This is a genomic window from Ruegeria sp. AL7 (assembly GCF_056536105.1).
This window is the reverse complement of the sequence record NZ_JBQFJF010000001.1, coordinates 432,064-456,288: the sequence shown is the minus strand read 5'-3', so window position 1 is coordinate 456,288 and position 24,225 is coordinate 432,064. Positions and strand designations below refer to the sequence as shown.

The window sequence follows — 24,225 nt, the reverse complement described above, 5'->3', positions numbered from 1 at the left end:
ACATGACAGATCCAAAAGTGCTGATCGCGGGCGGTGGTATTGCCGGGTTGTCGCTGGCACTGACACTGCATCAGATTGGCATCGACTGCACTGTCTTTGAAAGCGTTCGGCACCCGCGCCCGCTGGGTGTCGGAATAAACCTGCAACCCAACGCCGTGCGCGAGTTGTACGATCTGGGTTTCACGGCTCAGGATCTGAATAAGTTCGGCGTCCCTGCGCAGGAATGGGCGCTTGTTGGTTTGAATGGGCACGAGATTTACTCGGAACCGCGCGGAACATTCGCTGGTTACAACTGGCCGCAATACGCGGTGCATCGCGGCGCGTTTCACATGGCGCTTTACAAGCGGTTTGTCGAACGCGCAGGCCCGGATGCCGTACGCCTTGGCGCTCGGGCCACTGGGTACCAGATCAATGCGGACGGGACGGTTACAGTGCGGCTGCAAACTGACGAGGGGGCTAACCGCGAAACCGGTGCCATTCTGATCGGTGCCGACGGTATCCATTCAGCCATCCGCGCCCAAATGCATCCAAGCCAACCTCCGATCCATTGGGGAGGTGCCGTCATGTGGCGCGGCACAACACTGGCAAAGCCCGTGCGCACGGGTTCTTCCTTTGTCGGACTGGGTACGCATAAGAAACGAATGGTGATCTACCCGATCTCACACCCCGATCCCGGAACCGGCATGGCGCTGATAAACTGGATTGCCGAAGTCACCTACGATGACCCGGACGCGCATGTGGCAACCGGGTGGTTCCGGCAGGTCGAGGCCAAGGATTTCGCGCACCATTTTGACGGATGGACCTATGACTGGCTGGATGTTCCAACTCTGATCCGCGGTGCGGATGTGACATATGAAAACCCAATGATCGACCGCGATCCGGTTGAAACGTGGGTCGACGGGCCGGTTGCCCTGATCGGAGACGCCGCACACCCGATGTACCCTACCGGTTCGAATGGGGCCAGCCAGGCGATCATGGACGCCCGCATATTGGGGGCCAGCTTGCTCAAGCATGGCGTGGGCTCAACCGCGCTGGCGGCCTATGATGACACGCTGTGCGGTCCGGTGTCAGACCTTGTCCTTCGCAATCGGGGTGCCGGGCCTTTTGGCCTGTTGAATTTGGTCAACGACCGCTGTGGCGGTGTGTTCGACGATATTGAAACAGTCATTCCCTTGGCTGAAAGGGCCAGTTTCATGGCCAAATACAAAGCTGCCGCCGGTTTCGCGCGTGACGCCCTGAACAGTGCACCGCCAACGATTGCGCCCGGCTCGCAACTTGTGCGGCAGGTGTAATGTATGAGCCGTCGGAAATAGAACACCTGCGCCCATGACAACAGCGTTTCGCCGGGCCTGTGTATCGCTCGCAAAATCACGCGCTGCCGTGAACGATTTTGCGGGACCACAGCTTGCCCCTCTGAATTTTCGTTTGTGGCGAAACGACCAACAGCTAAACGGAAAGAATGCACCGGATCAGACCTGTCTGAACGCCAGACATGGTTTGATCGAAGAAAATTAATTTCATTGCACCGCCTTCTCATGTTCAATTGCACGCAAGGCGGCATGACCAGCGAAAGGATTGATAATGCAGGATCATGGATATGCGTCAGGACGACTGAACCTACCTTTCGTTGGAATATCGACCTTTGGAAAATCTCCGTATGTCGAGGATTGGGACAAAATTGATGCGGATGTTTGTGTCCTAGGTGCCCCCTTTGATTTCGGCACCCAATGGCGCGCCGGGGCAAGATTCGGCCCTCGGGCCGTGCGCGAGGCTTCGACCCTGTTCAGTTTTGGACATGCCGGTGCTTATGACCACGAAGACGATGCTACCTATCTGGACAGTTCCGTGCGCATCGTGGATTTGGGGGATGCAGATATCGTCCACACAAAGACCGAGGTCAGCCACGAAAACATCGCCTATGGTGTTCGCAAAATTCTGTTCGCCGGGGCGCTGCCGCTTGTGATCGGCGGCGATCACTCTGTCAACATTCCCTGCATTTCCGCGTTTGAAGATGATTGTGCACAAAATGGCCCGATCCACGTGGTTCAAATCGATGCGCATCTGGATTTCGTAGACGAGCGTCACGGTGTCACCAATGGCCACGGCAACCCCATGCGACGGGCGATCGAGAAAGACTATGTCTCGGGGATGACCCAGTTGGGCATTCGAAACGTCTCGTCAACCGCCAAGGAAGGATACGAGGACGCACGCGCACGTGGATCAGACATCCTGTCCGTGCGTCAGGTGAGAAAGCTGGGAACCGGGGGCGTTCTTGAACGCATTCCTGAAGGTGCTCGGTACTATGTGACAATAGATATCGACGCCTTTTGCCCCTCTATCGCGGCGGGGACCGGGACACCCAGCCATGGCGGATTTCTGTATTATGACGTACTGGAAATCCTTCAAGGCCTCGCTAAACGCGGCAATGTCGTCGGCATCGACCTTGTCGAAGTGGCACCAGCCTATGACCCCAGCGAAAGCACGCAGATTCTGGCTGCGCAGCTATTGTTGAATTTCCTAGGTTTCATCTTTCACGAACGCGCCGGTCGCGAAAAATGAAGGGGGAACGTATATTCCCCCTTCTTTGTATCAGGCACCGATGATGTTGTGGCCGGGCCCATATGGGAAGCCGGTGATGTTCTCGGCCCCGTCTTCGCCCACCACCAGAATATCATGCTCGCGGTAGCCCCCTGCACCGGGTTGCCCTTCGGGGATCCACAGCATGGGCTCGATTGAAACGACCATTCCAGGTTCCAGCACGGTGTCGATATCCTCGCGCAGTTCCAGACCCGCCTCACGCCCGTAATAGTGGCTGAGAATGCCGAACGAGTGGCCATACCCGAACGAGCGGTATTGCAGTAGCCCCTCATCGGCAAAGAAACGGTTGATCTCGGCGGTGATGCCTGAACAGGTCGCACCGGGTTTGATCAGGCTCAGGCCCAGTTCATGGGCCGCCACATTGGCCTTCCAAAGGCGCAGGCTGTCAGCGTCCGGCTCACCCAGAAACAGGGTACGTTCCAGCGCGGTGTAATAGCCCGAGATCATCGGGAAAGTGTTCAGCGACAGGATATCGCCTTTTTGCAGAGCGCGTTTTGTAACCGGGTTATGTGCGCCATCGGTGTTCAGCCCGGACTGGAACCAAACCCAGGTGTCGCGATATTCGGCGTCTGGATAAGCGCGCGCGATTTCCTCTTCCATTGCGTCACGGCCCGCCATGGCAATCTCGATCTCAGTTGCGCCTTCACGGATGGCGGCATGGATCGCCGCCCCGCCAACATCCGCGGTGCGAGCCCCACCCTTGATCAATTCAATCTCTTCAGCGGATTTGACCATGCGCGCGGTCATTGTATCCGGCGCGATGTCAACCAGCTCGGGGGTACCCAGCATCCGCAGGGCGGTGTCGCGGGCGGCCAGCGTCATGTGGTCACCTTCAATGCCGATCCGCTTAACATTGCCGATCAGGCTTGCAACCGCACGCCAATAGTTGTCGCGCTTCCAGTCAGTATAAATCACGTTGTCTTCGACCGACCGGCGCCACGGTTGCCCGGCGTCGATGTTGGCCGAAACGGTGGTGCAGGCCTCTTGGGTGACCACGCAGCCATACGGACGGCCAAAGGAACAATACAGAAAGCCCGAGTAGTAGGCGATATTCTGCATCGATGTCAGCAGAATCGCAGGAATATCACGTGCGGCCATGATGCTGCGAAGCTTGCTGAGACGGCGATCATACTCCCCCTTGCTGAACGGCAAAGGCGCTTTGTCACCATTGTGACAGGTAAAGAATTCGGGGCGTTTTGATGTGTCGGTCATCACTTGGTCTCTCATCTTTGCCGGGCGACAAATCCCGGCCACATGTCCCGGCGTTCAGGACAGGCGGTCTCGGGGTCCGAGAGCCGATCATCCCCTTAAACGCCGCGACGCCATCGCAGCGGAGATGAACACGTGAATCGTTAGATCAGACAGAATGCTCCGTCAAGCGGGTGAAAGCCCCCGCAAACGTTCGGACCGACGACGCAGCAATTCAACCGTAGTCAGTAACGCAATCGACAGAACCACAAGGATCGTCGCAACCGCCAGAATGGTCGGGCTGATCTGTTCCCGCAGGCCCGTGAACATCTGCCACGGCAGAGTCTTCTGACTGGCCGAGCCCACGAACAGAACCACCACAACTTCGTCGAACGAGGTGATGAAGGCGAACAGACCACCCGAAATCACACCCGGCAGGATCAGCGGCATCTGGATCTTGAAGAAGGTCCGCACCGGCCCTGCCCCCATGTTGGCAGCCGCACGCGTCAGTGAACGATCAAAGCTCACAAGCGTGGCGGTCACAGTGATGATCACGAACGGGATACCCAGAACGGCGTGCGCCAGGATGACTTTCAGATAACCCACAAAGTTCTTGTTCATGCCCAGCGTGCCTTCAAGGAACCGACCGATATCGCTGTAGAAAAAGAACATGCCAGTGGCCGAGATGATCAGCGGAACGATCATCGGCGAAATCAGGATACCCATGATAGCACGGCGGCCGGGGACGTGGCTCTGGCTGAGACCAATGGCCGCCAAGGTGCCAAGCGAGACCGAGATGATTGTGGCAATCGGGGCAATGATCAGCGAGTTCTTGAAGCTGCGTTGCCATTCATTGTTGGTAAAGAAATCGCGGTAGTGCTTCAGCGAATACCCTTCAGGGTCAAGCCGCAACATCTCGGGCGTGAAGGTAAAAAAGTCCTGTGCGTTGAACGACAGCGGCAAGACCACAAGGATCGGTGTGATCAGGAAGACGAAGATCGCACCGCAGATCACCCGGAACAGGTAGTGGTAAAACACCTGCTGCGCGGTCAGGTACGGCAACAGCTTGCGCCGGTATCGCCCTTCGTACAACCAATAAGTAAACCAGGCGAAGAACCAGCCGCCCAGCAGGCCAAGTACTCCGCCCATTGGGCCCGACATCAATAAGCCCGCGATGCCAAAACCAATGATGTTGATCCAGCGGGCCATCTTCTCGTTCTTCAAAACGGTGATGTAGACCCAAGCGAGCGCAGAAATCAGGACAGCGCCGCCAATGATGCCCAAAAGAACCGAGCCGTTACCCGCGCCGACAAAGACACCGGCGAAGGCGCCTGCCAGCGCGACACTTGGCAGAACCATGGACAAAGGTTTGCGGGATATCGGAGTAAGTGCGGCCATGTCGATTATCCCAGCTTCACGTTATCAATGCCCACGATCTTGTCGTAGACCCAGTAGAGCAGCAGAACGACCGCCAGAAGTATCGTTCCCAGCGCCGCCGCCAGTCCCCAGTTCAGTGAGGACGAGATGTGATAGGCGATCCGGTTCGAGATGAAGACACCTTTGGTACCGCCCACGATTTCAGGCGTGATGTAGTAGCCAATCGCCAAAATGAACACGAGGATTGAACCCGCGCCGATACCCGGAATAGATTGAGGGAAGTAGATGCGCCAGAACGTCGTCCAGTTGGTCGCACCCATGGATTTCGCGGCACGCGTGTAGGATTCCGGAATGGTCTGCATCACCGAATACATGGGCAGAATCATGAACGGCAGCAGGATATGCGTCATTGCGGTGATCGTACCGATCTGGTTATTGATGATCACCAGTCGCGCATCGTCAGCCACCAACCCCAGCCAGACCAGCGTTTCGTTGATCACGCCCTGTTGTTGCAGCATCACCTTCCACGCCGACGTCCGCACCAACAGTGACGTCCAGAACGGCAGAAGCACAAGGATCATCAGCAGATTTGAGACACGCATCGGCAACGTCGCCAGCAAATAGCTGACCGGATAAGCCAGCAGGATACAGGCACCCGTTATTACCAGAGACATAAACAGCGTTCGACCGAACAGCTTAACAAGGATTTGCTTGTCTTCGGGTTGTGCCTGCGCGCCGTCGGGGGTTCTGCGCATATCTACCGCATTCAGAAAATACCCGTTGGTGATCTTCGGCGAATGGGTTTTGATCACGCGCCACGTTTGTGTATCGCCCCATCCGTCGTGAATATCTATTAGTTGCTCTTTAAACGGACCATCCGTTTCAGGATCCAGTTTCTTGATCTGACGACCTGACTTGCGGAACATCGAAGACATACCGGTTTCTTCGTAGTTCAAACGCGAACCAAGCCGTGTGTGCTCTTTATTGTCAATCGCAACAATCATGTCCCGCACAAAGGCATCATACACGCCCTCGCCCGGCAATTCTCCAGACTGTTCATCCCAGTTTTGAAGCGCCTCGACGGTAAGAGGCAGAGTGTCAGAGACGATGTTGTTTTCTACTGAACGAAATAGCATCGCAGCTATTGGAACAATAAAGGAAAACAGAACGAACAGAAGTAAAGGAGCGATCAACAGCAAGGCACGCAGCTTTTGCCGCCGCAACGAGCGTGCCAGCGATAGCTTGAGCGGTGTTCCATCCGCTGCCAGCATGGGTCCGGCATTTTGGCTTGCGTCAGTCATTGGAGCCCCTTGGATCTGTCTTGGTTCAGGGGCGGCGCACCGCCCCCGACTGTGTCATGAAATCAGACGCTCATTGCGCCAGCCACGCCTGGAATTTGGCGTCGATGTCATCACGGTAATCCGCCCAGAACTCGTAGTTATACAAGAACGTGTTCTTGGCGTTTTCCGGATCGGTCGGCATATGCGGGGCCATGTCGATCCCCAGATCGGCGTGCTGACCAACCAGCGGAGCCGACGAGGCGCGGGCCGGACCGTACGAGATGTACTTGGCCTGATCCGCCAGACGCTGAGTGTCGGTTGCGAACATGATATAGTCCAGCGCGCGCTGCTTGCGCTCATCACTCAGACCGGCAGGAATGATCCAGCCATCCAGATCGAACACCTGCGCGTCCCACAGCATTGCAACCGGCTGTTTCTGCTCTTCAATCACGCTGAACAGACGGCCGTTATAGGTCGAACCCATGATGACTTCGCCGTCAGCCAGCAGTTGTGGCGTGTCCGCACCAGCAGACCACCAGACAACGCTGTCTTTGATGGTGCCCAGCTTGGCCAAGGCCTGATCCTGACCTTCCGAAGTCGCCAGAACGTCATAGACATCATCCTTGGCGACACCATCACATAGCAGCGCCCATTCCATGTTGTTGATCGGACGCTTCTCCAGCGAACGTTTGCCCGGATAGGTTTCCAGATCGAACACTGCACAGATGTCGGTCGGCGGGGTGTCACCGACCAGATCAGTGCGGTAGCCGAATGTGGTCGAATAGACGATCTGCGGGATAAAGCAGTCGCTGACCAGCAGGTCGCCGAAATCCTCAGAGGCGGGCGTGCCATCCGGAGCTGCGGCCAACTGGCTGTCGAAATCGATCTCGAGGGCCAGACCTTCGTCGCACAGGCGGATCGCGTCAGCTGCCACAACATCTACCACGTCCCATGTGATGTTGCCCGCTTCGTTCATTGCGCGCAGTTTGGCAACGGCTTCGGCCGAGCTGTCATCGTTCAGAATGGTGATACCGGTCTTTTCCGAATAGGGCTCGTGATACGCCTTCAACTGCGACTTTGAATAGGCACCGCCCCAGGAAACGATGGTCATCTCCTCGGCTGAAACAGTGCCCGCAGCCGTCGCAATTGCAGCCGCAGTGAGCATGATCTTGGTTGGTTTCATGTGTTACTCCCAGTTCATCCCGTTTTATGTGGTGGTCAGCCGATGCACGGGTTTTCACCGGCCGGTCCCTCAGCTTAACCGCACTTGTCCCGCGCGGTTTGGTCTATGCGTCGAGCGCACGACAATCCTGTGCCAGCCAGCCAATATCGATCTCTTGACCGGGGGTCAGGCGTACGGCATCAGGCGCATTTCGAGTTTTGGCGATGAATTCGTTGTTTCCGGCTACGGACATGCGGAACCGGAATACGTCGCCCATGTAAATGAACTCTTCGACCCTTGCTTTCAAAGTATGCGCGTCAGCGCGCAGGCGGTCTTTGTTGAACTCCACACGTTCGGGGCGGATCGAGACTTTGGTCCGGTCGCCTGCCTTGTGGACGTTGATCGGAACCGCGTCGATTTCCGAGCCATCATCCAGGCGTACGACGCAAGTGTTGCCATCGATTGATTTAACAACACCTTCCAACGTATTGTTTTCACCGATGAATTGCGCGACGAAACTGTTTTCTGGCTCTTCGTAAAGCTGATCAGGCGGCGCCAGCTGTTGAATGCGGCCGTCATCAAATACAGCCACCCGATCTGACATGGTCAGCGCTTCGGTCTGGTCGTGGGTCACGTAGACTGTCGTGATCCCAAGCTCATGGGCCAGACGCGTGATTTCGAACTGCATATGTTCACGCAGCTGCTTGTCCAATGCCCCCAATGGCTCGTCCATCAAGACCAGTTCGGGTTCGAATACCAAGGCACGAGCCAGAGCTATCCGCTGTTGTTGCCCGCCCGACAGCTGAGCAGGACGTCGGCCACCAAAGGCGCCCATCTGAACCATATCCAGCGCGCGCTTGACCTTTTCATCCCGCTCCGACTTGCCCAGTTTACGGACTTCCAGTGGAAACGACAGGTTTTCGGCCACCGTCATATGCGGGAACAACGCGTAGTTCTGAAAAACCATGCCAATACCGCGCTTGTGCGGCGGGATATTGTTGATGGGCTTGCCGCCCAAGAGGATTTCACCGTGCGTAGCGGTTTCAAATCCGGCGAGCATCATAAGGCAAGTCGTCTTGCCCGAGCCTGACGGCCCAAGCATTGTCAGAAACTCACCTTTGGGCATTGCAAGGTTTAAGTCTTTTACGACGAGGTTCTCGCCGTCATAAGACTTCTGTACGCGTTGGAATTCGACAAACGCGGCGTCGTTCATTGTATCGGCCACAAGACCCCCTGTTACGTCAAATGATTATCCGTCTTCTGCGGATTTCATTGATCTGTAGCCGTTAGTTAAGACCAAGCGATGTTCACATTGCAACAGTGAATCCTGATTTTGTTACACAATATCGGGATTTAACAGCTCACCCGGCTTCGTTCAGAGCACGCATATGCCACGCAAGACTTTGATTACTGGACAGAACCGGCTTGCCGATACGCGCGCAAATCTCGGGAATAGCCTGTTGCGTGCGAAGGTTTGTGCAACTTAGAAAAACCGCATCAACCGACGGGTCCGAGCCCAGTTTTGTGGCAGCGTCAATGACGGATTGCACCGAAATCCGAACAACTTTGGCCTCTTCTGATTCCCCGAATGTCCCAAAAACATCCATCTCCACTCCGCCTTGGGCAAAGGCCCGGCGCAGGGGAAGGTTTACCTCTTCAATATAGGGCGACAGCAGCGCGAATTTCGAAACGCCCAAGTGTCGCGCACAGGCCGTTGCCGCACGCAAAGGGTTTGTAACCTCGGCGGTCTGGCATGTCTGTTTGACAAGTTCTGCCACGCGGTCGGACCCGATAACCGAGCTTGCAGACGTGCACCCGTACCCGACAACGCGATAAGGTCGCGCACTGGGTAGCAATGCGGCGGCGGCTGGCAGCGCCTTCTCCATTTCCGCAAGGCTTTCCGTCGTCACCTCGATCCCGCTGGGAATTCGCGTCACGTAGATTGGATACTTGTGGTCCGAAAAATACGAACTGAACTCAGGCTCCAACGTTTCATCTGTCTGCAACACGATCAGACCAAGCGGGGTGGACTTGGGATCGTCTTCATCAAGGGCGTAATGGATCCGGGTCATATCTCGATCACCTCTGGCCCGATGCGTGGGCTTAGAAAACGTGGGGTGCCTTCGGTGATGACAATGTTTTCTTCATGGACAAGTATTTTTGTACCAACGGCGATGCCCGGCTCCAACGTCAAAACCATGCCGGGTTCCAGCACGGTCTGGTCTGCCGGGATAAGGGACGGCCACTCTGTCAGTGACATCCCCAACCCATGACCCAACCGCCCCGCATCTGTGCCTTCGGCCTCTTTGGTCAGAACCGTGTTCATGGCATGAAACAAATCCGAGGCAGTAGCACCGGGCCGTGCGATCTCGAGCGCGGCATCCGAGGCTTCTACCAGTCTGGCGTGCGCTGATTTCACCTCGGGCCGGGCTGGGCCGACGGACCAATTGCGATCAAAATCACAGAAGTAGCCATCCCAAACCAGACCTGTATCCAGCATAAGCACGTCGCCAGGTTCCAACGGCGCCGAAGTTGCAGGTGATATTACATCACTGTAACCGCCCTGCTCTGCCCCGCCTGCAAGATACGGCACCCAATCGGCCCCTTCCTCAAGGCAGAGCATCTGGAACCGGCGAAAAACCATGTCCAAAGGCACTCCTGCGCGGGCAACCTCGGGAACGCGGGCGAACGCGCGTCCAGCGATATCGCAGGCTGTTTGGATCTTCGCAATTTCAGCCTCGGATTTGATCATGCGCAACCGGCGCAGGATACTCTGATCACCGGTAATGCGACGCGAACCGAGAGCGCCGCGCAAGCGTTCAATGTCCGCCATGGGCATCCGCACATGTGTCTCATGACCATCCGGCACCCCGATATTGCCCGAAACGGGCGTCAGTTCGGCCAAGACGTCGGCCAGAAGCGAGATACCGTCGTCCTGCAAGTCGGGCGCACTCCAGGTTCGGATGTCATCGATCCAGGTCTGCCCCATGAGCGCGGCCCCGATCGAAGGGATCACGGCCACCGGTTTGCCCGCGGCAGGCACGACCAGAAACCATGGCCGGGTTGGGCTTTCCCAAAATCGGGTGAGATAGCCGGTAAAGTAGCGCACATCAGTTTCTGTCGTCAGCAGCAGCGCCGATAAATCCGCGACTCGCATCAACTCCTGCGCGCGTTTGGTACGCGCCTCGAATTCTGCCTGATCGAACCCCCTCATTCCGCGATCTCCGACAGAAAGCACAAAACGCGTGAGTATTCGTCGATCCCTATGGCTTTCCGCGCGGTTTCGTTCATCACTGCCGCAAGGCCTGCCCCGCCGGACGCCGTGGTGGCCAGCCCGGCCTTTGCCATTGCGTCAAGCTTTGCCGCCACATCGTCGTCTGACAGGGTCAGGAACAGGTCTGCGTCGCGAGCCAATCCGTTTAACGCGATCAACGATGGTTCCTTGCAGTCCAGACGCCCCATAATGCTGTCAGGGCCATCCGCGAAAACACATTTTCCGGCGGCTATGCTGGCCTGCAACGCGGGTGCCGCTTCGGGTTCAACCACAACGATCTTCGGTGCGTCGCCCCAGATGTTTCGTGCATAGGCAGCAACGGCACCGGCCAGCCCGCCCACGCCTGCCTGCAACAGAATATGCGTCGGAACCTCGGGACACTGCCTGACAGCCTCTGCCGCCATTTGCAGATAGCCTTCCATAAGCGTCCATGGCAGGTCATAATATCCTTCCCACGAACTGTCCGACAGCAATATCCAACCGTTTTCGTCGGCAGCCATTCTCGCGGCCTCCATGCTGGCGGCATAGTCAGCACCACTTCGAACAACTTCGGCTTTTTGGCCTTTGAGACGTTCCGCAAAGGTTTCGGGCACAGTTTCAGCAATGTAAACAACAGCTTTCGCACCGAAAATTCTGGCACCCGCCGCAACACTCATGCCGTGGTTCCCGGCGCTGGCGGTCACATAGGTTGCGCCTGCCAGAGTTTGTTCACCCGGCTCACCTGTCCTCTCGGCCGCATGACGCGCAATTACATAGGCCGCCCCTAAAGCTTTGAACGAACCAAGGTTCATCCGCGCCCGCTCATCCTTCACCCAAAGCTGGGCTACAGGGGCCAGTTTCCCAACATCCACCAATGGCGTTTCTTTCGCGACAGGGCACTGAGAAAGCAAATCTTCAACACGGGCAGCATTTGTAGAAGGATACGGCGCAGACGGTGCAAGCTTTTGGCCCGCCCGATGTGGATTGGTGATGACCTGCATACTTCTCCCCTGAGTTTAGGCCCGTTGACGTGATCCCATCGGTGGAACACTGTCAACCAACGTCTGACGTCAATCAGGGACGTTGACGGTATTCGAGGCCTGTTCTGCAACCAACGCCAACAGCCAGTCGTGAAACAGCCGGGCAGCCGGATTGGCAGCGTTGGACGAAAGGTAGTACCCTTCGTTGCTGTCCACCGAACATTCATGCACGCGTACGACCAGACCCGCGGCAATCGCATGGGTCGTCAGTAATTCGCTGACCAAGGCGACACCGCTACCATGAACGGCCAGTTGCAGGGCCATCCCAAATGTATCGACAAAAACACCGGGTTGGCGGCGCAAGCCCTGTTTTTCAAACCATGTGCCCCACCCACTTGATGTCCCGACAGCCTCGATCAGCGGCAGGTCAAACACGTCTCCTGCGACTGCCGGGGATTTCACAGCAACCAGCCGGTCAGGTATCAGTCGGACAGCGCCATGCCCTACCTGTTTCTTTGACCCGAACCGAACCTGAACATCAGCGTGAGACGCGTGGAAATCATCGGGCCAGATCGCACTGAGAAGCCGAACGCGTACTTCAGGATGGCGTCTGGTAAAATCTGACAGGTATGGGGCAATAACCCAATGGGCGATGCTAACAGACGTGGCGACAGTCAGGATGTCTCCGGAGGCACTGGCGTCCACGCGCCCGGCAGCCGCGGCAAGCGCTTCAAGCGCGCTGCCAACCTCGGGCAATAGTTTACGCCCCGCATCCGTCAGCGCCAAGCTTCTGGGGTGCCTCACAAAAAGAGCTGTCCCCAAACGCATTTCGAGCGATTTCACCTGCTGACTGACCGCCGATTGCGTCAACCCAATCTCTTCGGCAGCCGCCGTAAAGCTAAGCGTTCGTGCAGCCGCCTCGAAGGATCGGAACCAGGTCAGTGGTGGAAGAGATTTACCCATTTGGTCAAGCTGTCCATTAGTCTTTTTAATGGCAAAGCACATAATTCAATCATTTGTCAAAAACCCTGTCCGTTTTTAACGTTTGCGAGCGCGACAGGAGAGCTTTGATGCAACCGGAAATACGTAAGATTGTCACCTACGATGAGGAGGTCCTTGTCGAGGGCTTCCAAGCCGCCAAAACCCCATGGCGCATGTTTGCCGTGGCCGCAGTGGTTCACAACCCCTGGGCAGGACGGTTTGTGGAAGACCTTAAACCCGAGATACAAGCCTATGGCCCTGTTCTGGGTGAGATGATGACGAAACGCATGATCAAACTGGCCGGGAGTGGAGAGGCAATCGAAGCCTATGGCAAAGCCGCTGTGGTCGGGCTGAATGGTGAGGTCGAGCACGCTTCGGGCCTTATTCACACCTTGCGATTTGGTAATCACTACCGAGAGGCCGTCGGCGCGAAATCCTATCTGGCGTTCACCAACACACGTGGCCCGGCAAACGCACCGATCATGGTGCCGTTGATGGATAAAAACGATGCCGGGCGGAGGTCGCACTACCTGACAATTCAGTTCTCGATTTCTGACGCACCGCGCGATGACGAAGTTGTGGTCGTATTAGGCGCAGCAACCTCGGGCAGACCGCACCACCGTATCGGTGACCGCTATCAGGATCTTAAGGATTTGGGCCATGACCTGGACAACCCGGCCGCGGTCTGAGATCGGCGGGCTGGCGGCCATCCAGACCGGTTCGGGTCAGAATATCCTTCTGTTGCATGGTGTTGGCTTGCGGGCTGAAGCCTGGGGCGCGCAATTGGACGGGCTGGCTTCTGAAGGTTGCATGACCGCTCCGGACATGCCCGGACATGGAAACAGCCCTTTGGCTGACATGAGGTTGGGGTTGTCGGCGTACACCGAAGCGGCACGGGGTGTTCTGGACTGCCTGAGTGGTCCGGTCGTTTTGGTGGGCCACTCGATGGGGACCATGATCGCGCTGGATCTTGCCGCCAAAGCGTCAGACCGGGTATGTGGGATCGTCGCATTGAACGCGGTTTTTGAGAGAGACGCGAATGCGGCACAGACCGTGCGCGACCGTGCGGCGCAGCTGGATGGCAAGACGATCGCTGATCCCACCAGCACATTGCATCGATGGTTCGGAGACGTCGCCTCGGCCGAGCGCGATGCCTGCCGTAGTTGGCTGACGGCGATGGACCCGGCTGCGTATAAAACGGCCTATTCCGTCTTCGCCCACAGTCAGAGCCCTCAGCGCGACGCGTTGGAGAAACTAAGCTGCCCGGCGCTTTTTCTAACCGGCAGTCTTGAACCCAATTCGACCCCGGAGATGTCACGCGCCATGGCGGACACCGCAATGAACGGACGCGCGCAAATCATTGAAGGCGCTGCACATATGATGCCAATGACGCATGCACCTCAGGTCAACGCCGCCATTTCCAGCTTTCTGAGTGAGCTGCGCCAATGACCGCGCTTGATCCTCGTGACCTTCGTCGTGCTTTTGGACGGTTCATGACCGGTGTGACGGTTGTGACGACGCGCGATGACACAGGCAATCCACTCGGCTTCACGGCCAATTCCTTCACTTCGGTTTCTCTCGACCCGCCGCTGCTTTTGGTTTGTCCGGGAAAAAACCTGTCTTCTTATCACGAATTCGCAACCTGCGCCCGTTTCGCGGTGAACATTCTGGCCGAGGGGCAGGAAGATGTATCCAATACGTTTGCCGGGTTCAAAGGTGATCGATTTGCCAAAGTCGATCACTGCTTTGATACGCACGACGTCCCTTTGATCAGAGGGGCAGTCGCAACGTTTTCCTGCCGTACTCATCAGGTTGTCGAAGCCGGGGACCATTGCGTTTTGATCGGTCAGGTCGAAACGTATTCTCAGGACGATGCCCCCGGGCTTGGCTATGCGAACGGGCAGTATTTCAGCCTCGGGCTGGAACGTGGCGCGCTGGAACCATCCGGGCGAAACGTGGTCTGCGGCGCAATCATCGAACAGGACGGGCACGTCTTGCTGGAGAGAACAGAAGCCGGTTTCCGTCCGCCGCAAGTCACGCTGTCAGATCGGCAAGATTTGCGAAACAGCCTTGTGCAAGACCTGACGGCTAAAGGTGTCGATGCACGCCTTGGGGTTGCGTATTCCGTCTATGACGATGCCAACACGCATCATGTTTACATTCTTGCGTCTGCGCCGTCCCTGCCCCGGCATGGCACGCTTCAGGAGATCGCAATCAAAGAACTGGCGACCCTGCCATACGCGTCAGCACCCATCGCCACAATGATGGCTCGTTTTGCGCTGGAAAGCCGAACCCGCAATTTCTCGCTTTATCTGGGTGACGCCCAGCGGGGCGATGTGCACAGCCTGTCGGAAAGGACCTGAAGAATGGAGTTTTCCCTTTTTGCCCATATGGAACGGCTGGGCCCCGAAGAGTCGCATGAGAAGTTGTATGAAGAGTTCATCGAGCTGTGCAAGATGGCTGATCAGGCAGGGATGCGTGCGGTCTGGACCGGTGAACACCACGGGATGGATTTCACCATCGCACCCAACCCGCTGATGTCGCTGGTGGACATCGCGCATCATACCAAAAACGTGCGCCTTGGCACCGGCACTGTGATCGCACCGTTCTGGCATCCGATCAAACTGGCGGGAGAGGCAGCCGCGGCGGATATCATGACCGGTGGCCGGATCGAACTGGGCATAGCGCGCGGTGCCTACTCTTATGAATATGAGCGGCTTATGCCCGGTCTGGACGCATGGGCCGCCGGTCAGCGAATGCGAGAGATCGCTCCTCTGCTGCCCAAATTATGGGAAGGCGACTGCGCGCATGACGGAGAGTTCTTTCAGTTTCCCGCCACCAGTTCGGCCCCAAAGCCGGTGCAACCCGGCGGCCCGCCCATCTGGATTGCCGCGCGGGATCCGAACAGCCACGAATTCGGCGTTCAGAACGGGTTCAACATTCAGGTCACCCCGCTGTGGCAAGGTATCGAAGAAATTGAGACACTGATGACTCGCTTTGAGACCGCCTGCGCCAATCACGGCGGAGCGCGCCCGAAGATCATGCTGCTTCACCACACCTATGTCGGGCGCGATGACACTGAACTGGATCAGGCTGCGCGGGATTTGTCCCGGTTTTACAACTATTTCGGCGCGTGGTTCCAAAACAAGCGACCAGTCCAACAGGGATTGATTCAGGCGCTAACCGAAGAAGAAATGGCAGCCAACGCAATGATGGCACCCGAAAATCTGGCGCGCGATCTGACAATCGGCACGGCGGACGGGGTAACAGAACGTCTGAAACGCTATGAAGACCTTGGATATGATGAATACTCGTTTTGGATTGACAGCGGCATGAGCTTCGAACGCAAACGCGCATCGCTTGCCCGTTTCATCGACGATGTAATGCCAAAGTTTCAGTGAGGGGCCGCAATGCACCAGAAGCCACATTACCAGCTATTTATCGACGGCACTTGGACCGAAGGCGCACGTGGGCAAGTGATGGCCTCGTTGAATCCGGCAACGGGCGAGGAATGGGCCAGTTTCGCCTGTGCCGCAGCCGAAGACGTAGAGCGCGCCGTTTCCGCGGCGCGCCGGTCACTTGATGATCCGGCGTGGCGGGACATGACGCAAACTGCACGCGGCAAACTGTTGTTCCGGCTTGCAGAACTGATCGAACAGAACGCAGGACACCTTGGCGAGATCGAGACGAAGGACAGTGGTAAGCTACTGGCGGAAACCGCGACCCAAACGGCATATGTCGGCGATTACTACCGCTACTATGCGGGGTTGGCGGACAAAATCGAAGGCGCGGTCCTGCCGATCGACAAACCGGACATGCATGTCTTTACGCGGCGCGAGCCCATTGGCGTGGTGGTCGCAATTGTCCCCTGGAACGCGCAGATGTTTCTCACGGCTACCAAGCTTGGGCCAGCTCTGGCCGCGGGGTGCTCTGTTGTGCTGAAGGCGTCAGAGGTTGCGCCCGCCCCAATGCTGGAATTTGCCCGCTTGATCGACAAAGCGGGATTCCCACCCGGCGTCGTTTCCGTCATTACCGGGGACGCAGAAAACTGTGCGATCCCTCTCACCCGACATCCTGACGTAGACCGGATCGCATTCACTGGCGGCCCGGAAACGGCGCGTCATGTGGTGCGCAACTCGGCTGAGAACTTTGCCGTAACCACGTTGGAATTGGGTGGAAAATCCCCGATCATAGTATTCGATGATGCCAATCTGGATGGTGCGGCCAACGGACTGATCGCGGGCAATTTCGGCGCCTCAGGTCAAAGCTGCGTCGCAGGATCGCGCGGGCTGATCCATCGTCCTCTTATGGAATCTCTTATCGCCAAAATCGAAGAAAAGATGACGGGTATAGTCATCGGCGATCCATTGGAACCTGAAACCCATATTGGCCCGCTGTGCACCAATGCCCAGATTGTCAGAATTCAGGCGACACTGGCCAAGGCCAGCGAACAGGGTGCCCGTATTCGTTTCGGGGGCGCGCCACTGGATCGGTCAGGTCATTTCATGGCCCCAACGCTGGTGGAATGCGCCAGTGCCGAGACAGAGACTCTGAAAGTGGAAATGTTCGGCCCCGTCATGTCATTGCTGCCCTTCGACACCGAGGAAGAGGCAATCACACTGGCCAATGACACACCGTTCGGGCTTGGCTCGGGTATCTTCACCGAAAATGTCGCCCGTGCTCACCGTGTTTCATCCCGCCTGAAATCGGGCATCTGCTGGATCAACACCTACCGCGCGGTCTCGCCCATCGCGCCCTTTGGCGGCTTCAATCAATCCGGTTATGGCAGGGAAGCGGGAATAGAGGCCATTCACGATTACACGCGGACCAAGACCGTTTGGCTGAATACATCGGACAAACCGATGTCGAACCCCTTTGTTATGCGCTGAGGTGATCTGCACCACGATCAGCATAACCCAAGGGGCGCTTATCTGAATGCGGCGGCTCCTGTTACTCTGCCGCCGTTCTCACCCTCTCCGGCGCGATCAACCGCTGCCAAGCGTCGTACTGGGCCAGAAAGATCTGCCCGTTGAGGTCGTCGAGGAAATGCGATTGTTTCAAGCGGTCCATGACGGGGCCTTTGACTTCGGACAGGTGCAGACCAACGCCCATGTCACGCAGGCGATGGTTAATGGCCTCAAGGCTTTCGAGGGCTGAAAAGTCGACCTCGTTCACCGCCGAGAACATCAAAACCACGTTGCGGATTTCGCAGCCTTCGGTCACTCGCGCCTGGATCAGGTCTTCGAGGAAACGGGCGTTCACGAAATACAGGCTTTCATCCACCCGCAGCGTCACCAGTGACGGCTCGGTGGCGACCTTGTGGCGATTGATGTTGCGGAAGTGTTGCGTACCCGGCACAAGCCCGACCTCGGCCACATGTGGGCGCGAGGTTTTGTAGAGATGCAGAAGGATCGAAATTGCCACGCCGCTGGCCACGCCGGTTTCGACCCCGGCCAACAAAGTCAGGACGATGGTGGCGGCCACCGCTGTAAAATCGGCGCGCGAATATCCCCAGGTCTTTTTCAGGATTGACAGGTCCACAAGGCTCAGCACCGCAACAATGATCGTCGCGGCCAGCGTGGCCTTGGGCAAAAAGTACACCAGCGGTGTCAGGAACAGTGCGGCGATCGCCAGACCACCAGCGGTATAGATGCCTGCCGCTGGAGTTTCCGCCCCCGCATCGAAGTTCACCACCGAGCGTGAGAACCCGCCGGTGACCGGAAAGCCGCCGGTAAACGCCGCGCCCAGGTTTGCTGCACCCAGACCGATCAACTCCTGATCGGGGTCCACGCGCTGGCGTTTCTTGGCAGCCAGCGTCTGCGCAACCGAGATGCTTTCGACAAAACCGATGATCGAGATCAGGATCGCTGGCACCAGCAATGCACCGATGAGGTCCGAGGACAGCCCCGGCAAAGTCAGCGGCGGAAGGTTCTGGGGCACGTCGCCAACAATCTTGACGCCTCGCACATCCAGCCCGAACCCCCAGACGACCACTGTGGTCACCACCACGGCAGCCACTGGTCCGGCCTTGGTCAGCACGTCAGCCAGCAGGGGCGGCACCCCCATGCGCCGCAACGCGGGCTTGAGGTTCTTGCGCACCCAGAACAGAAACGCAGTGGCCAGCACGCCGATGATTACCGTCAGCCAACTGATTTGCCCGAGGTTTTCGAAGATTGAACCCAACATCCCCGGCAGGGTATGCCCATGGGCGTCGACACCCAGAATATGCTTCAACTGGCTGGTCGCGATCAGGAGACCCGATGCGGTAATAAAGCCTGCGATGACAGGATGGCTGAGGAAATTGGCCAGAAAGCCCAGTCGAAAAACGCCCAACAGCACCAGAAACCCACCCGACAGGAAAGCCAGCGTCAGTGCCGCCACCATGTATCCGGCCGTGCCCTGCTCGGCCACCTGCCCCACGGCGCTGGCTGTCAGCAGCGACACAACCGCGACAGGCCCCACCGCCAACGCCCGACTGGTGCCAAAAACCGCATAAAGGATTATCGGCAATATCGAAGCATAGATCCCGGCCTCGGGCGGCAGCCCTGCCAGCAAGGCATAGGCCAAGGACTGTGGGATCAGCATTATCGTGACGATCACAGCGGCGATCAGATCATTCGACAGCGACGCACGGCTATACCGGCGACCCCAGTCAAGAATAGGAAGGAAACGTAAAAGGCTCTGCATGGGTTCACGTCCTGAGAAAGCGGCGGCCAGAGCGTGGGAGGCTCTGACCGCCATACCTTGGCCGGTCGCACTTTTGGTGAAGGCGGGACAGGCCAGAACTTACGCCGGTTCTTCCGGTGTCAGTTTCGAAAGGAGTTAATCGGTCGCCACCTTCAATGGTTCGGGCTTGGCCAACCACTCTTTGCCCTTCAGCATCGCAGACCAGTAGATCGGCGGCAGCAACTTCTCCTTCAACAGCCACGCCAACCGGCTGGGTTTGGTTCCATCGATCAGGAATTTCGGGAAACTGGGCGTCATCACCCCACCATAGGCGAACTCGGCCAGAACGATCTTGCCGCGCTCGACCGTCAACGGGCACGAACCGTAGCCGTCATAGGCGGCAACCGGGCCACGGCCCTGAATGTCTGCTACGATATTATCGGCCACGGTCGGTGCCTGTTTACGCGCCGCCGCCGCGGTTTTGGCGTTGGGCGCGTTCATCACGTCGCCCAGCGACCAGATATTGTCAAAGCTCTTGTGGCGCAGCGTCGCCTGATCAACATCGACCCAGCCACCCGCATCCGCCAGCGGCGACACGCGAATAAAGTCCGGCGCGACCTGTGGTGGGCAGACATGCATCATGTCAAACTCGACTGTGACCAACTCGGGCTCGGCATCCGGCATTGCAACCTTAAAGGTCGCTTTTTTCGCCGCCCCATCTACCGACACCAGATTGTGAAAGAAATTCAGTGAGGCGTCGTATTTTGTGACGTATTCCATCAGCGCCGGGACATAGTCCTTGACCCCGAACAGCACGCCGCCCGCGTTCATGAACTGGATGTCGATATCCTTCAGAACGCCGCGCCGGAACCATGCATCACCCGACAGGTACAGCGCTTTTTGTGGCGCGCCCGCGCATTTGATTGGCATCGGCGGCTGCGTGAACAGCGCCCGGCCTTCCTTAAGCCCTTCGACAAGCTGCCATGTGTAGGGCGCCAGATCATAGCGGTAGTTCGAGGTCACCCCGTTACGGCCCAAGGTTTCTTCCAGCCCTTCGACCGCGCCCCAATCCAGCTTGAGCCCCGGAGACACGACAAGACGGTCGTATTTCACCACGCGACAGCCGTCCAGAATAACTGCATTGTTTTGCGGCTCGAAGGCCGCAACTGCCGCCTTGATCCACTTAACACCACGCGGGATCAGGGATCCCATCGTCTTGGCGGTCTGTTCTGCCGAGAAGACACCCCCGCCCACCAACGTCCAGCCGGGCTGATAATAATGCACGTCAGACGGATCAATGATGGCGATCGACAGGTCGGATTTGCGCGCGTGCAGGCTGGCCGCAGTGGCAATACCGCCAGCCCCACCGCCCACGATAACCACGTCGAAGGATGCGTCGCCCGTGTCGGTCGGCGTTTTCCCACCATTGGCAATGCGGCGGGCAACGCCGCTCATGTCATAACCGGCGACCTTGGTGGCTGACAGGATCTCGGACACCGGACGCTTGTGCGCCGCCTCGTTCAGCGACCACAGAGTGGCCGAACGCGTGCCGGTCCGGCAATAGGCCAGAACCGGCCCCGGCAACTCGGTCAGCGCGCGGCCAAAGGCATCGGCGTCTTCGTCCCTGACGATCCCGGTTTGCACTGGAACATAGCGTACCTCGAGACCCAGTTTCTCCGCTGCTACCTCGATTTCCTCGAATGTCGGCTGATCGGCACCTTCGCCATCGGGGCGGTTGCAAATGATGGCACGAAAGCCCGCGCCTTTTATCGCCTCGATGTCATTTGGCGTAACCTGCGGCGACACCGAAACTGAGCCTGATATCTTTCTGATGTCCATGGGTGCCTCTTGCGTTCAGAGCTTGTTGACTGGAACTTTGAGCATCTGGTTCCCATCCTGGTCCGTTGGAATGCCGCCCGCCCGGATGTTGACCTGAATCGAAGGTACGATCAGCGTCGGCATCGCCAGCGTCGCGTCGCGCTCGGACCGCATCTTGATGAACTCGTCCCTAGTCTTGCCACCGCCCACGTGAATGTTGTGGGCCTTCTCCTCGGCCACCGTGGTTTCCCACTGGATGTCACGCCCGTTGGGACCATAATCGTGACACATGAACAGCCGGGTTTCGTCCGGCAGGCTGAGCACCTTGTGGATCGAGTCAAATAATGTCCCCGCGTCGCCACCGGGGAAATCGGCCCGCGCCGAGCCACCATCAGGCATGAACAACGTGTCGCCCACAAAGGCTGCATCCCCGACAACATGAACCATGCAGGCGGGTGTGTGGCCCGGTGTATGCATGGTAAAGGCGGTCATGTTGCCGATCTTATAGGTCATGCCATCGACGAACAGGGCATCAAACTGGCTGCCATCCCGCTGAAATTCGGTGCCTTCATTGAAGATTTTGCCAAACACGTCTTGCACGATCTTGATGTTTTCACCGATGCCGATCTTACCGCCCAGCTTTTGCTGGATGTAAGGCGCGGCTGACAGGTGGTCGGCATGGGCGTGGGTCTCAATGATCCATTCCAGCTTGAGCCCCCTCTTTTCAACCTCGGCAATCAGCATGTCGGCATGGCCAAACGTAATGCGGCCAGCGGCATAATCGATGTCCATGACACTGTCGATAATCGCACAGGAATTCGAGGTCGGGTCCGCAACGATATAACTGATTGTCGCCGTTGCCTCGTCGTAAAAACCCTGAACATCGGGTTTCACGCTCAGATCCACTGGGTAGCTTCCAATCGGCGTCGCTATCGCGTCGGCCATCTTTTGGTTGTGTATCTCGATAGACTTCTGATCATTCATGATCTTGCCTCCTAACTGGCGCGGATCCGTTACCCGTTTCCGCCGCGTGTCATCATCATTTCGTGGACGGCGTCCATGCCGCGATCCGCCATCGCGCTCACTTCGGCCGCATGGATATGCATGGCTTTGGCTATTTCCGGATCGTCGGATGTTTGCACCACTACGATCCCTTCAGAGGTCACTTCGATATCCGAGGTGATCTTGTCGCCATGTTCAAAAATATGTCGAGGGTCGGGCTCTGAATGATGATCATCGGATCATCCTTGCGGCCCACCCGATCGATCATCCCGGCAACATGGGAGACCAGAGCATCCATGACATCCGGGTCGGAAGATCTCGTGACAGTGCGAATACCATTGGGAAGGTTTTCAACCTCGCGCGTGATCGTATCGAAATTGCGGAACATCACAGCCAGCTCGGCGCTTTCCTCGGGCGTTGCGTTCTCGCCCCGCAGCCCCGGCATGTTGACCTCGTCGTGGCCTTGCCCGTCTGCACCATGACGATGCTCTGCCCGATCACCGGCCATGCCCTGGCGATGCCCGTGCCCGAACGTCAGAAAGATGTAACTGCCAGCCGCGCCGACCAAAGCAGCAACAAGCAACGCAATGGCGATGCCGCCGAACGTCCGGGCGGGATTGCGGTCCTTCATCTTCGTCTCCTCCGTTTCTGCCAACCCACATCCGGCCTTCGCGTGAGACCTGCAATCACCGTGGCGGCATGAAAAGTTGAGGAGTAAATATAACTTTGAAACCCCGACTTCAGTGACAAAGTCACGAAACCGGAAAATTTCCCGAATTGGTCAGGTGCTTTGCGCCAACTGTTCCAAAGCCGCCTTGTCGGTTATCGCAATGCGCCCCCGCGATTGGGTAATCATCTCGCGCTTTTGAAAGTCCTGCAATATCCGCGAGACAACTTCACGCGCGGTGCCCAGTTCGCTGGCGAGTTGCTGATGCGTTGCCTGAATGTCTTCCCGCCCCCCGGCCAGAACCAGAAGACGTTCAGCAAGGCGAATATCCAAGTGCCCGAATGCCACGTCATCCACCACCCGCAACAGATCAATCAGCCGGCGTGAGTAGGCCTCAAACACAAACTCGCGAAATGCGTCTTCTTCCGAGACCAGACGATCGAAAGCATGTTTCGGCAAGGTCACCGCCGTTACGTCGGTTTCGGCAATACCTTCAGCGTTATATGCTTCTTCTGCCAGCATGCAGGCCGTCGTCAGCACACAGCTTTCCCCCGCCTCGACCCGATAGAGCACGATCTCGCGGCCCGAATCCGAACTTTGAGAAACGCGTATCCGTCCGTCATACAAGAATAACAGGCTGTCGGGGACGTTGTCTGGTCCGAAAACCTGGCCACCTTTAGGACACCGCACGATACGGGCCGCCGTACGCAACCTATCCCGCACAGCTTTCGGAAGGCGACTTGTCCCGTGAAATCGCTCAGTCCAGTCCAAAATTGTCATCTTGCGTTGCGCATGGGTGCCACGATGCCCTCCTCAATCGGCGCGATACGGTTCAACAACTCGTTTCTGTTTGAGGCGATGTCAGCCAGCGTCAGATCATCAAGCACAGCCATGAATGCCCGTGTTGCCTTTTGGATCGCTTGAGACAGTTTACATATCCCGATCAAAGGGCAGGTGTTTTTTTCAGGGTTAAAGCATTCGACCACATCCAGGGGCCCTTCAGTCAGGCGAATTACATCGCCGATTTTGATCTGTTCCGCTGGTTTGGCCAACCGGAAACCACCGCCTCTGCCGCGTGCTGTTTCCAGATACCCGGCCCGACCCAACTCGTGCACGATTTTTACAATATGCGGCCGGGCAAGGCCATGCACCCGCACGACATCGTCAACGCGAATGCGATCCGGGGACTTGAGCGCAGCCAGTTGCAAAGACCGCAGCGCATAGTTGGAATAGGATGTCAGTTTCATACGTGC

23 protein-coding genes are annotated in these 24,225 nt (G+C 57.4%); 7 read left to right on the top strand and 16 right to left on the bottom strand.

The features are described 5' to 3' along the window. Window positions 1–2: 2 nt before the first annotated feature. Window positions 3–1,292 carry a flavin-dependent oxidoreductase gene (locus ACR3E2_RS02300; RefSeq protein ID WP_480481697.1) on the top strand — a complete coding sequence of 430 codons (1,290 nt, stop codon included), beginning with the start codon at window positions 3–5 and terminating at the stop codon, window positions 1,290–1,292. Window positions 1,293–1,581: 289 nt separating this feature from the next. Continuing rightward, window positions 1,582–2,559, top strand: coding sequence for an agmatinase (gene speB / locus ACR3E2_RS02295; RefSeq protein WP_480481699.1), 978 nt, complete (start codon window positions 1,582–1,584; stop codon window positions 2,557–2,559). Between the two features lie 30 nt (window positions 2,560–2,589). On the opposite strand, the gene ACR3E2_RS02290 is transcribed toward speB, so the two are convergent. From ACR3E2_RS02290 to ACR3E2_RS02250, 9 genes are all read right to left on the bottom strand, one after another. Then, window positions 2,590–3,810: an aminopeptidase P family protein gene (locus tag ACR3E2_RS02290; protein ID WP_480481701.1), complete on the bottom strand. Its 1,221-nt coding sequence runs from the start codon at window positions 3,808–3,810 to the stop codon at window positions 2,590–2,592. 162 nt (window positions 3,811–3,972) lie between these two features. After that, on the bottom strand, window positions 3,973–5,184 hold the full coding sequence (locus ACR3E2_RS02285) for an ABC transporter permease (protein ID WP_209504363.1): 1,212 nt from the start codon (window positions 5,182–5,184) through the stop codon (window positions 3,973–3,975). Between the two features lie 5 nt (window positions 5,185–5,189). Further along, on the bottom strand, window positions 5,190–6,464 hold the full coding sequence (locus ACR3E2_RS02280) for an ABC transporter permease (RefSeq protein WP_209504364.1): 1,275 nt from the start codon (window positions 6,462–6,464) through the stop codon (window positions 5,190–5,192). A 70-nt stretch (window positions 6,465–6,534) separates the two neighbouring features. Beyond that, complete coding sequence (locus ACR3E2_RS02275; RefSeq protein ID WP_480481704.1) at window positions 6,535–7,626, bottom strand: extracellular solute-binding protein; 1,092 nt, start codon at window positions 7,624–7,626, stop codon at window positions 6,535–6,537. Window positions 7,627–7,729: 103 nt separating this feature from the next. Continuing rightward, a complete protein-coding gene (locus ACR3E2_RS02270) occupies window positions 7,730–8,830 on the bottom strand; it encodes an ABC transporter ATP-binding protein (RefSeq protein WP_480481706.1) in 1,101 nt (366 codons plus the stop codon). A 136-nt stretch (window positions 8,831–8,966) separates the two neighbouring features. Next, the gene (locus tag ACR3E2_RS02265; protein WP_480481708.1) at window positions 8,967–9,677 is read right to left on the bottom strand and encodes a maleate cis-trans isomerase family protein; all 711 of its coding nucleotides are present in this window, start codon (window positions 9,675–9,677) and stop codon (window positions 8,967–8,969) included. Further along, window positions 9,674–10,819: a M24 family metallopeptidase gene (locus ACR3E2_RS02260; protein ID WP_480481710.1), complete on the bottom strand. Its 1,146-nt coding sequence runs from the start codon at window positions 10,817–10,819 to the stop codon at window positions 9,674–9,676. Before ACR3E2_RS02260 ends, ACR3E2_RS02265 begins: the two co-directional genes overlap by 4 nt. Beyond that, window positions 10,816–11,859, bottom strand: a complete 1,044-nt coding sequence (locus tag ACR3E2_RS02255) for a pyridoxal-phosphate dependent enzyme (protein WP_480481712.1) — start codon at window positions 11,857–11,859, stop codon at window positions 10,816–10,818. The genes ACR3E2_RS02260 and ACR3E2_RS02255 overlap by 4 nt, the downstream gene beginning before the upstream one ends. A 69-nt stretch (window positions 11,860–11,928) precedes the next feature. Then, the gene (locus ACR3E2_RS02250; RefSeq protein ID WP_480481714.1) at window positions 11,929–12,801 is read right to left on the bottom strand and encodes a LysR family transcriptional regulator; all 873 of its coding nucleotides are present in this window, start codon (window positions 12,799–12,801) and stop codon (window positions 11,929–11,931) included. A 107-nt stretch (window positions 12,802–12,908) separates the two neighbouring features. On the opposite strand from ACR3E2_RS02250, the gene ACR3E2_RS02245 reads away from it, so the two are divergent. Genes ACR3E2_RS02245 through ACR3E2_RS02225 form a run of 5 tightly spaced genes read left to right on the top strand, consistent with a single transcriptional unit; the run spans window position 12,909 to window position 17,708 of the window. Continuing rightward, complete coding sequence (locus ACR3E2_RS02245) at window positions 12,909–13,508, top strand: amino acid synthesis family protein (RefSeq protein ID WP_480481716.1); 600 nt, start codon at window positions 12,909–12,911, stop codon at window positions 13,506–13,508. Continuing rightward, entirely contained in the window at window positions 13,480–14,268 is a 789-nt protein-coding gene (locus ACR3E2_RS02240) for an alpha/beta fold hydrolase (RefSeq protein ID WP_480481718.1), read from the top strand. Before ACR3E2_RS02245 ends, ACR3E2_RS02240 begins: the two co-directional genes overlap by 29 nt. Beyond that, window positions 14,265–15,182 (top strand): flavin reductase family protein, encoded by a 918-nt coding sequence (locus ACR3E2_RS02235; protein ID WP_480481720.1) that lies wholly within the window; start codon window positions 14,265–14,267, stop codon window positions 15,180–15,182. The genes ACR3E2_RS02240 and ACR3E2_RS02235 overlap by 4 nt, the downstream gene beginning before the upstream one ends. A 3-nt stretch (window positions 15,183–15,185) precedes the next feature. Continuing rightward, window positions 15,186–16,220, top strand: a complete 1,035-nt coding sequence (locus tag ACR3E2_RS02230; protein ID WP_480481722.1) for an LLM class flavin-dependent oxidoreductase — start codon at window positions 15,186–15,188, stop codon at window positions 16,218–16,220. A 9-nt stretch (window positions 16,221–16,229) separates the two neighbouring features. Then, on the top strand, window positions 16,230–17,708 hold the full coding sequence (locus ACR3E2_RS02225; RefSeq protein WP_480481724.1) for an aldehyde dehydrogenase: 1,479 nt from the start codon (window positions 16,230–16,232) through the stop codon (window positions 17,706–17,708). Between the two features lie 61 nt (window positions 17,709–17,769). Here ACR3E2_RS02225 and ACR3E2_RS02220 read toward each other — a convergent pair whose 3' ends face one another. From ACR3E2_RS02220 to ACR3E2_RS02190, 7 genes are all read right to left on the bottom strand, one after another. Continuing rightward, window positions 17,770–19,506, bottom strand: a complete 1,737-nt coding sequence (locus ACR3E2_RS02220) for a SulP family inorganic anion transporter (RefSeq protein ID WP_480481726.1) — start codon at window positions 19,504–19,506, stop codon at window positions 17,770–17,772. Window positions 19,507–19,641: 135 nt separating this feature from the next. After that, on the bottom strand, window positions 19,642–21,324 hold the full coding sequence (locus ACR3E2_RS02215) for a bifunctional protein tyrosine phosphatase family protein/NAD(P)/FAD-dependent oxidoreductase (RefSeq protein WP_480481728.1): 1,683 nt from the start codon (window positions 21,322–21,324) through the stop codon (window positions 19,642–19,644). 15 nt (window positions 21,325–21,339) lie between these two features. After that, a complete protein-coding gene (locus ACR3E2_RS02210; RefSeq protein WP_209504912.1) occupies window positions 21,340–22,224 on the bottom strand; it encodes an MBL fold metallo-hydrolase in 885 nt (294 codons plus the stop codon). A 92-nt stretch (window positions 22,225–22,316) separates the two neighbouring features. After that, window positions 22,317–22,469, bottom strand: a complete 153-nt coding sequence (locus tag ACR3E2_RS02205) for a hypothetical protein (RefSeq protein ID WP_480481730.1) — start codon at window positions 22,467–22,469, stop codon at window positions 22,317–22,319. Continuing rightward, window positions 22,466–22,936 (bottom strand): hypothetical protein, encoded by a 471-nt coding sequence (locus ACR3E2_RS02200; protein ID WP_480481732.1) that lies wholly within the window; start codon window positions 22,934–22,936, stop codon window positions 22,466–22,468. The genes ACR3E2_RS02205 and ACR3E2_RS02200 overlap by 4 nt, the downstream gene beginning before the upstream one ends. Before the next feature lie 150 nt (window positions 22,937–23,086). After that, window positions 23,087–23,752 carry a Crp/Fnr family transcriptional regulator gene (locus ACR3E2_RS02195; protein WP_480481734.1) on the bottom strand — a complete coding sequence of 222 codons (666 nt, stop codon included), beginning with the start codon at window positions 23,750–23,752 and terminating at the stop codon, window positions 23,087–23,089. Continuing rightward, window positions 23,749–24,219, bottom strand: coding sequence for an Rrf2 family transcriptional regulator (locus ACR3E2_RS02190; protein WP_480481736.1), 471 nt, complete (start codon window positions 24,217–24,219; stop codon window positions 23,749–23,751). Before ACR3E2_RS02190 ends, ACR3E2_RS02195 begins: the two co-directional genes overlap by 4 nt. Window positions 24,220–24,225: the final 6 nt, after the last annotated feature.

Bases quoted from the DNA above. Each gene is read 5' to 3' on its own strand.
- ACR3E2_RS02225 (WP_480481724.1), top strand. From the start codon at position 16,230: ATGCACCAGAAGCCACATTACCAGCTATTTATCGACGGCACTTGGACC.
- ACR3E2_RS02190 (WP_480481736.1), bottom strand. From the start codon at position 24,219: ATGAAACTGACATCCTATTCCAACTATGCGCTGCGGTCTTTGCAACTG.
- ACR3E2_RS02230 (WP_480481722.1), top strand. From the start codon at position 15,186: ATGGAGTTTTCCCTTTTTGCCCATATGGAACGGCTGGGCCCCGAAGAG.
- ACR3E2_RS02235 (WP_480481720.1), top strand. From the start codon at position 14,265: ATGACCGCGCTTGATCCTCGTGACCTTCGTCGTGCTTTTGGACGGTTC.
- ACR3E2_RS02220 (WP_480481726.1), bottom strand. From the start codon at position 19,506: ATGCAGAGCCTTTTACGTTTCCTTCCTATTCTTGACTGGGGTCGCCGG.
- ACR3E2_RS02280 (WP_209504364.1), bottom strand. From the start codon at position 6,464: ATGACTGACGCAAGCCAAAATGCCGGACCCATGCTGGCAGCGGATGGA.
- ACR3E2_RS02215 (WP_480481728.1), bottom strand. From the start codon at position 21,324: ATGGACATCAGAAAGATATCAGGCTCAGTTTCGGTGTCGCCGCAGGTT.
- ACR3E2_RS02290 (WP_480481701.1), bottom strand. From the start codon at position 3,810: ATGACCGACACATCAAAACGCCCCGAATTCTTTACCTGTCACAATGGT.
- ACR3E2_RS02285 (WP_209504363.1), bottom strand. From the start codon at position 5,184: ATGGCCGCACTTACTCCGATATCCCGCAAACCTTTGTCCATGGTTCTG.
- ACR3E2_RS02195 (WP_480481734.1), bottom strand. From the start codon at position 23,752: ATGACAATTTTGGACTGGACTGAGCGATTTCACGGGACAAGTCGCCTT.
- ACR3E2_RS02255 (WP_480481712.1), bottom strand. From the start codon at position 11,859: ATGCAGGTCATCACCAATCCACATCGGGCGGGCCAAAAGCTTGCACCG.
- ACR3E2_RS02250 (WP_480481714.1), bottom strand. From the start codon at position 12,801: ATGGGTAAATCTCTTCCACCACTGACCTGGTTCCGATCCTTCGAGGCG.
- ACR3E2_RS02245 (WP_480481716.1), top strand. From the start codon at position 12,909: ATGCAACCGGAAATACGTAAGATTGTCACCTACGATGAGGAGGTCCTT.
- speB (WP_480481699.1), top strand. From the start codon at position 1,582: ATGCAGGATCATGGATATGCGTCAGGACGACTGAACCTACCTTTCGTT.
- ACR3E2_RS02240 (WP_480481718.1), top strand. From the start codon at position 13,480: ATGACCTGGACAACCCGGCCGCGGTCTGAGATCGGCGGGCTGGCGGCC.
- ACR3E2_RS02200 (WP_480481732.1), bottom strand. From the start codon at position 22,936: ATGAAGGACCGCAATCCCGCCCGGACGTTCGGCGGCATCGCCATTGCG.
- ACR3E2_RS02300 (WP_480481697.1), top strand. From the start codon at position 3: ATGACAGATCCAAAAGTGCTGATCGCGGGCGGTGGTATTGCCGGGTTG.
- ACR3E2_RS02260 (WP_480481710.1), bottom strand. From the start codon at position 10,819: ATGAGGGGGTTCGATCAGGCAGAATTCGAGGCGCGTACCAAACGCGCG.
- ACR3E2_RS02275 (WP_480481704.1), bottom strand. From the start codon at position 7,626: ATGAAACCAACCAAGATCATGCTCACTGCGGCTGCAATTGCGACGGCT.
- ACR3E2_RS02265 (WP_480481708.1), bottom strand. From the start codon at position 9,677: ATGACCCGGATCCATTACGCCCTTGATGAAGACGATCCCAAGTCCACC.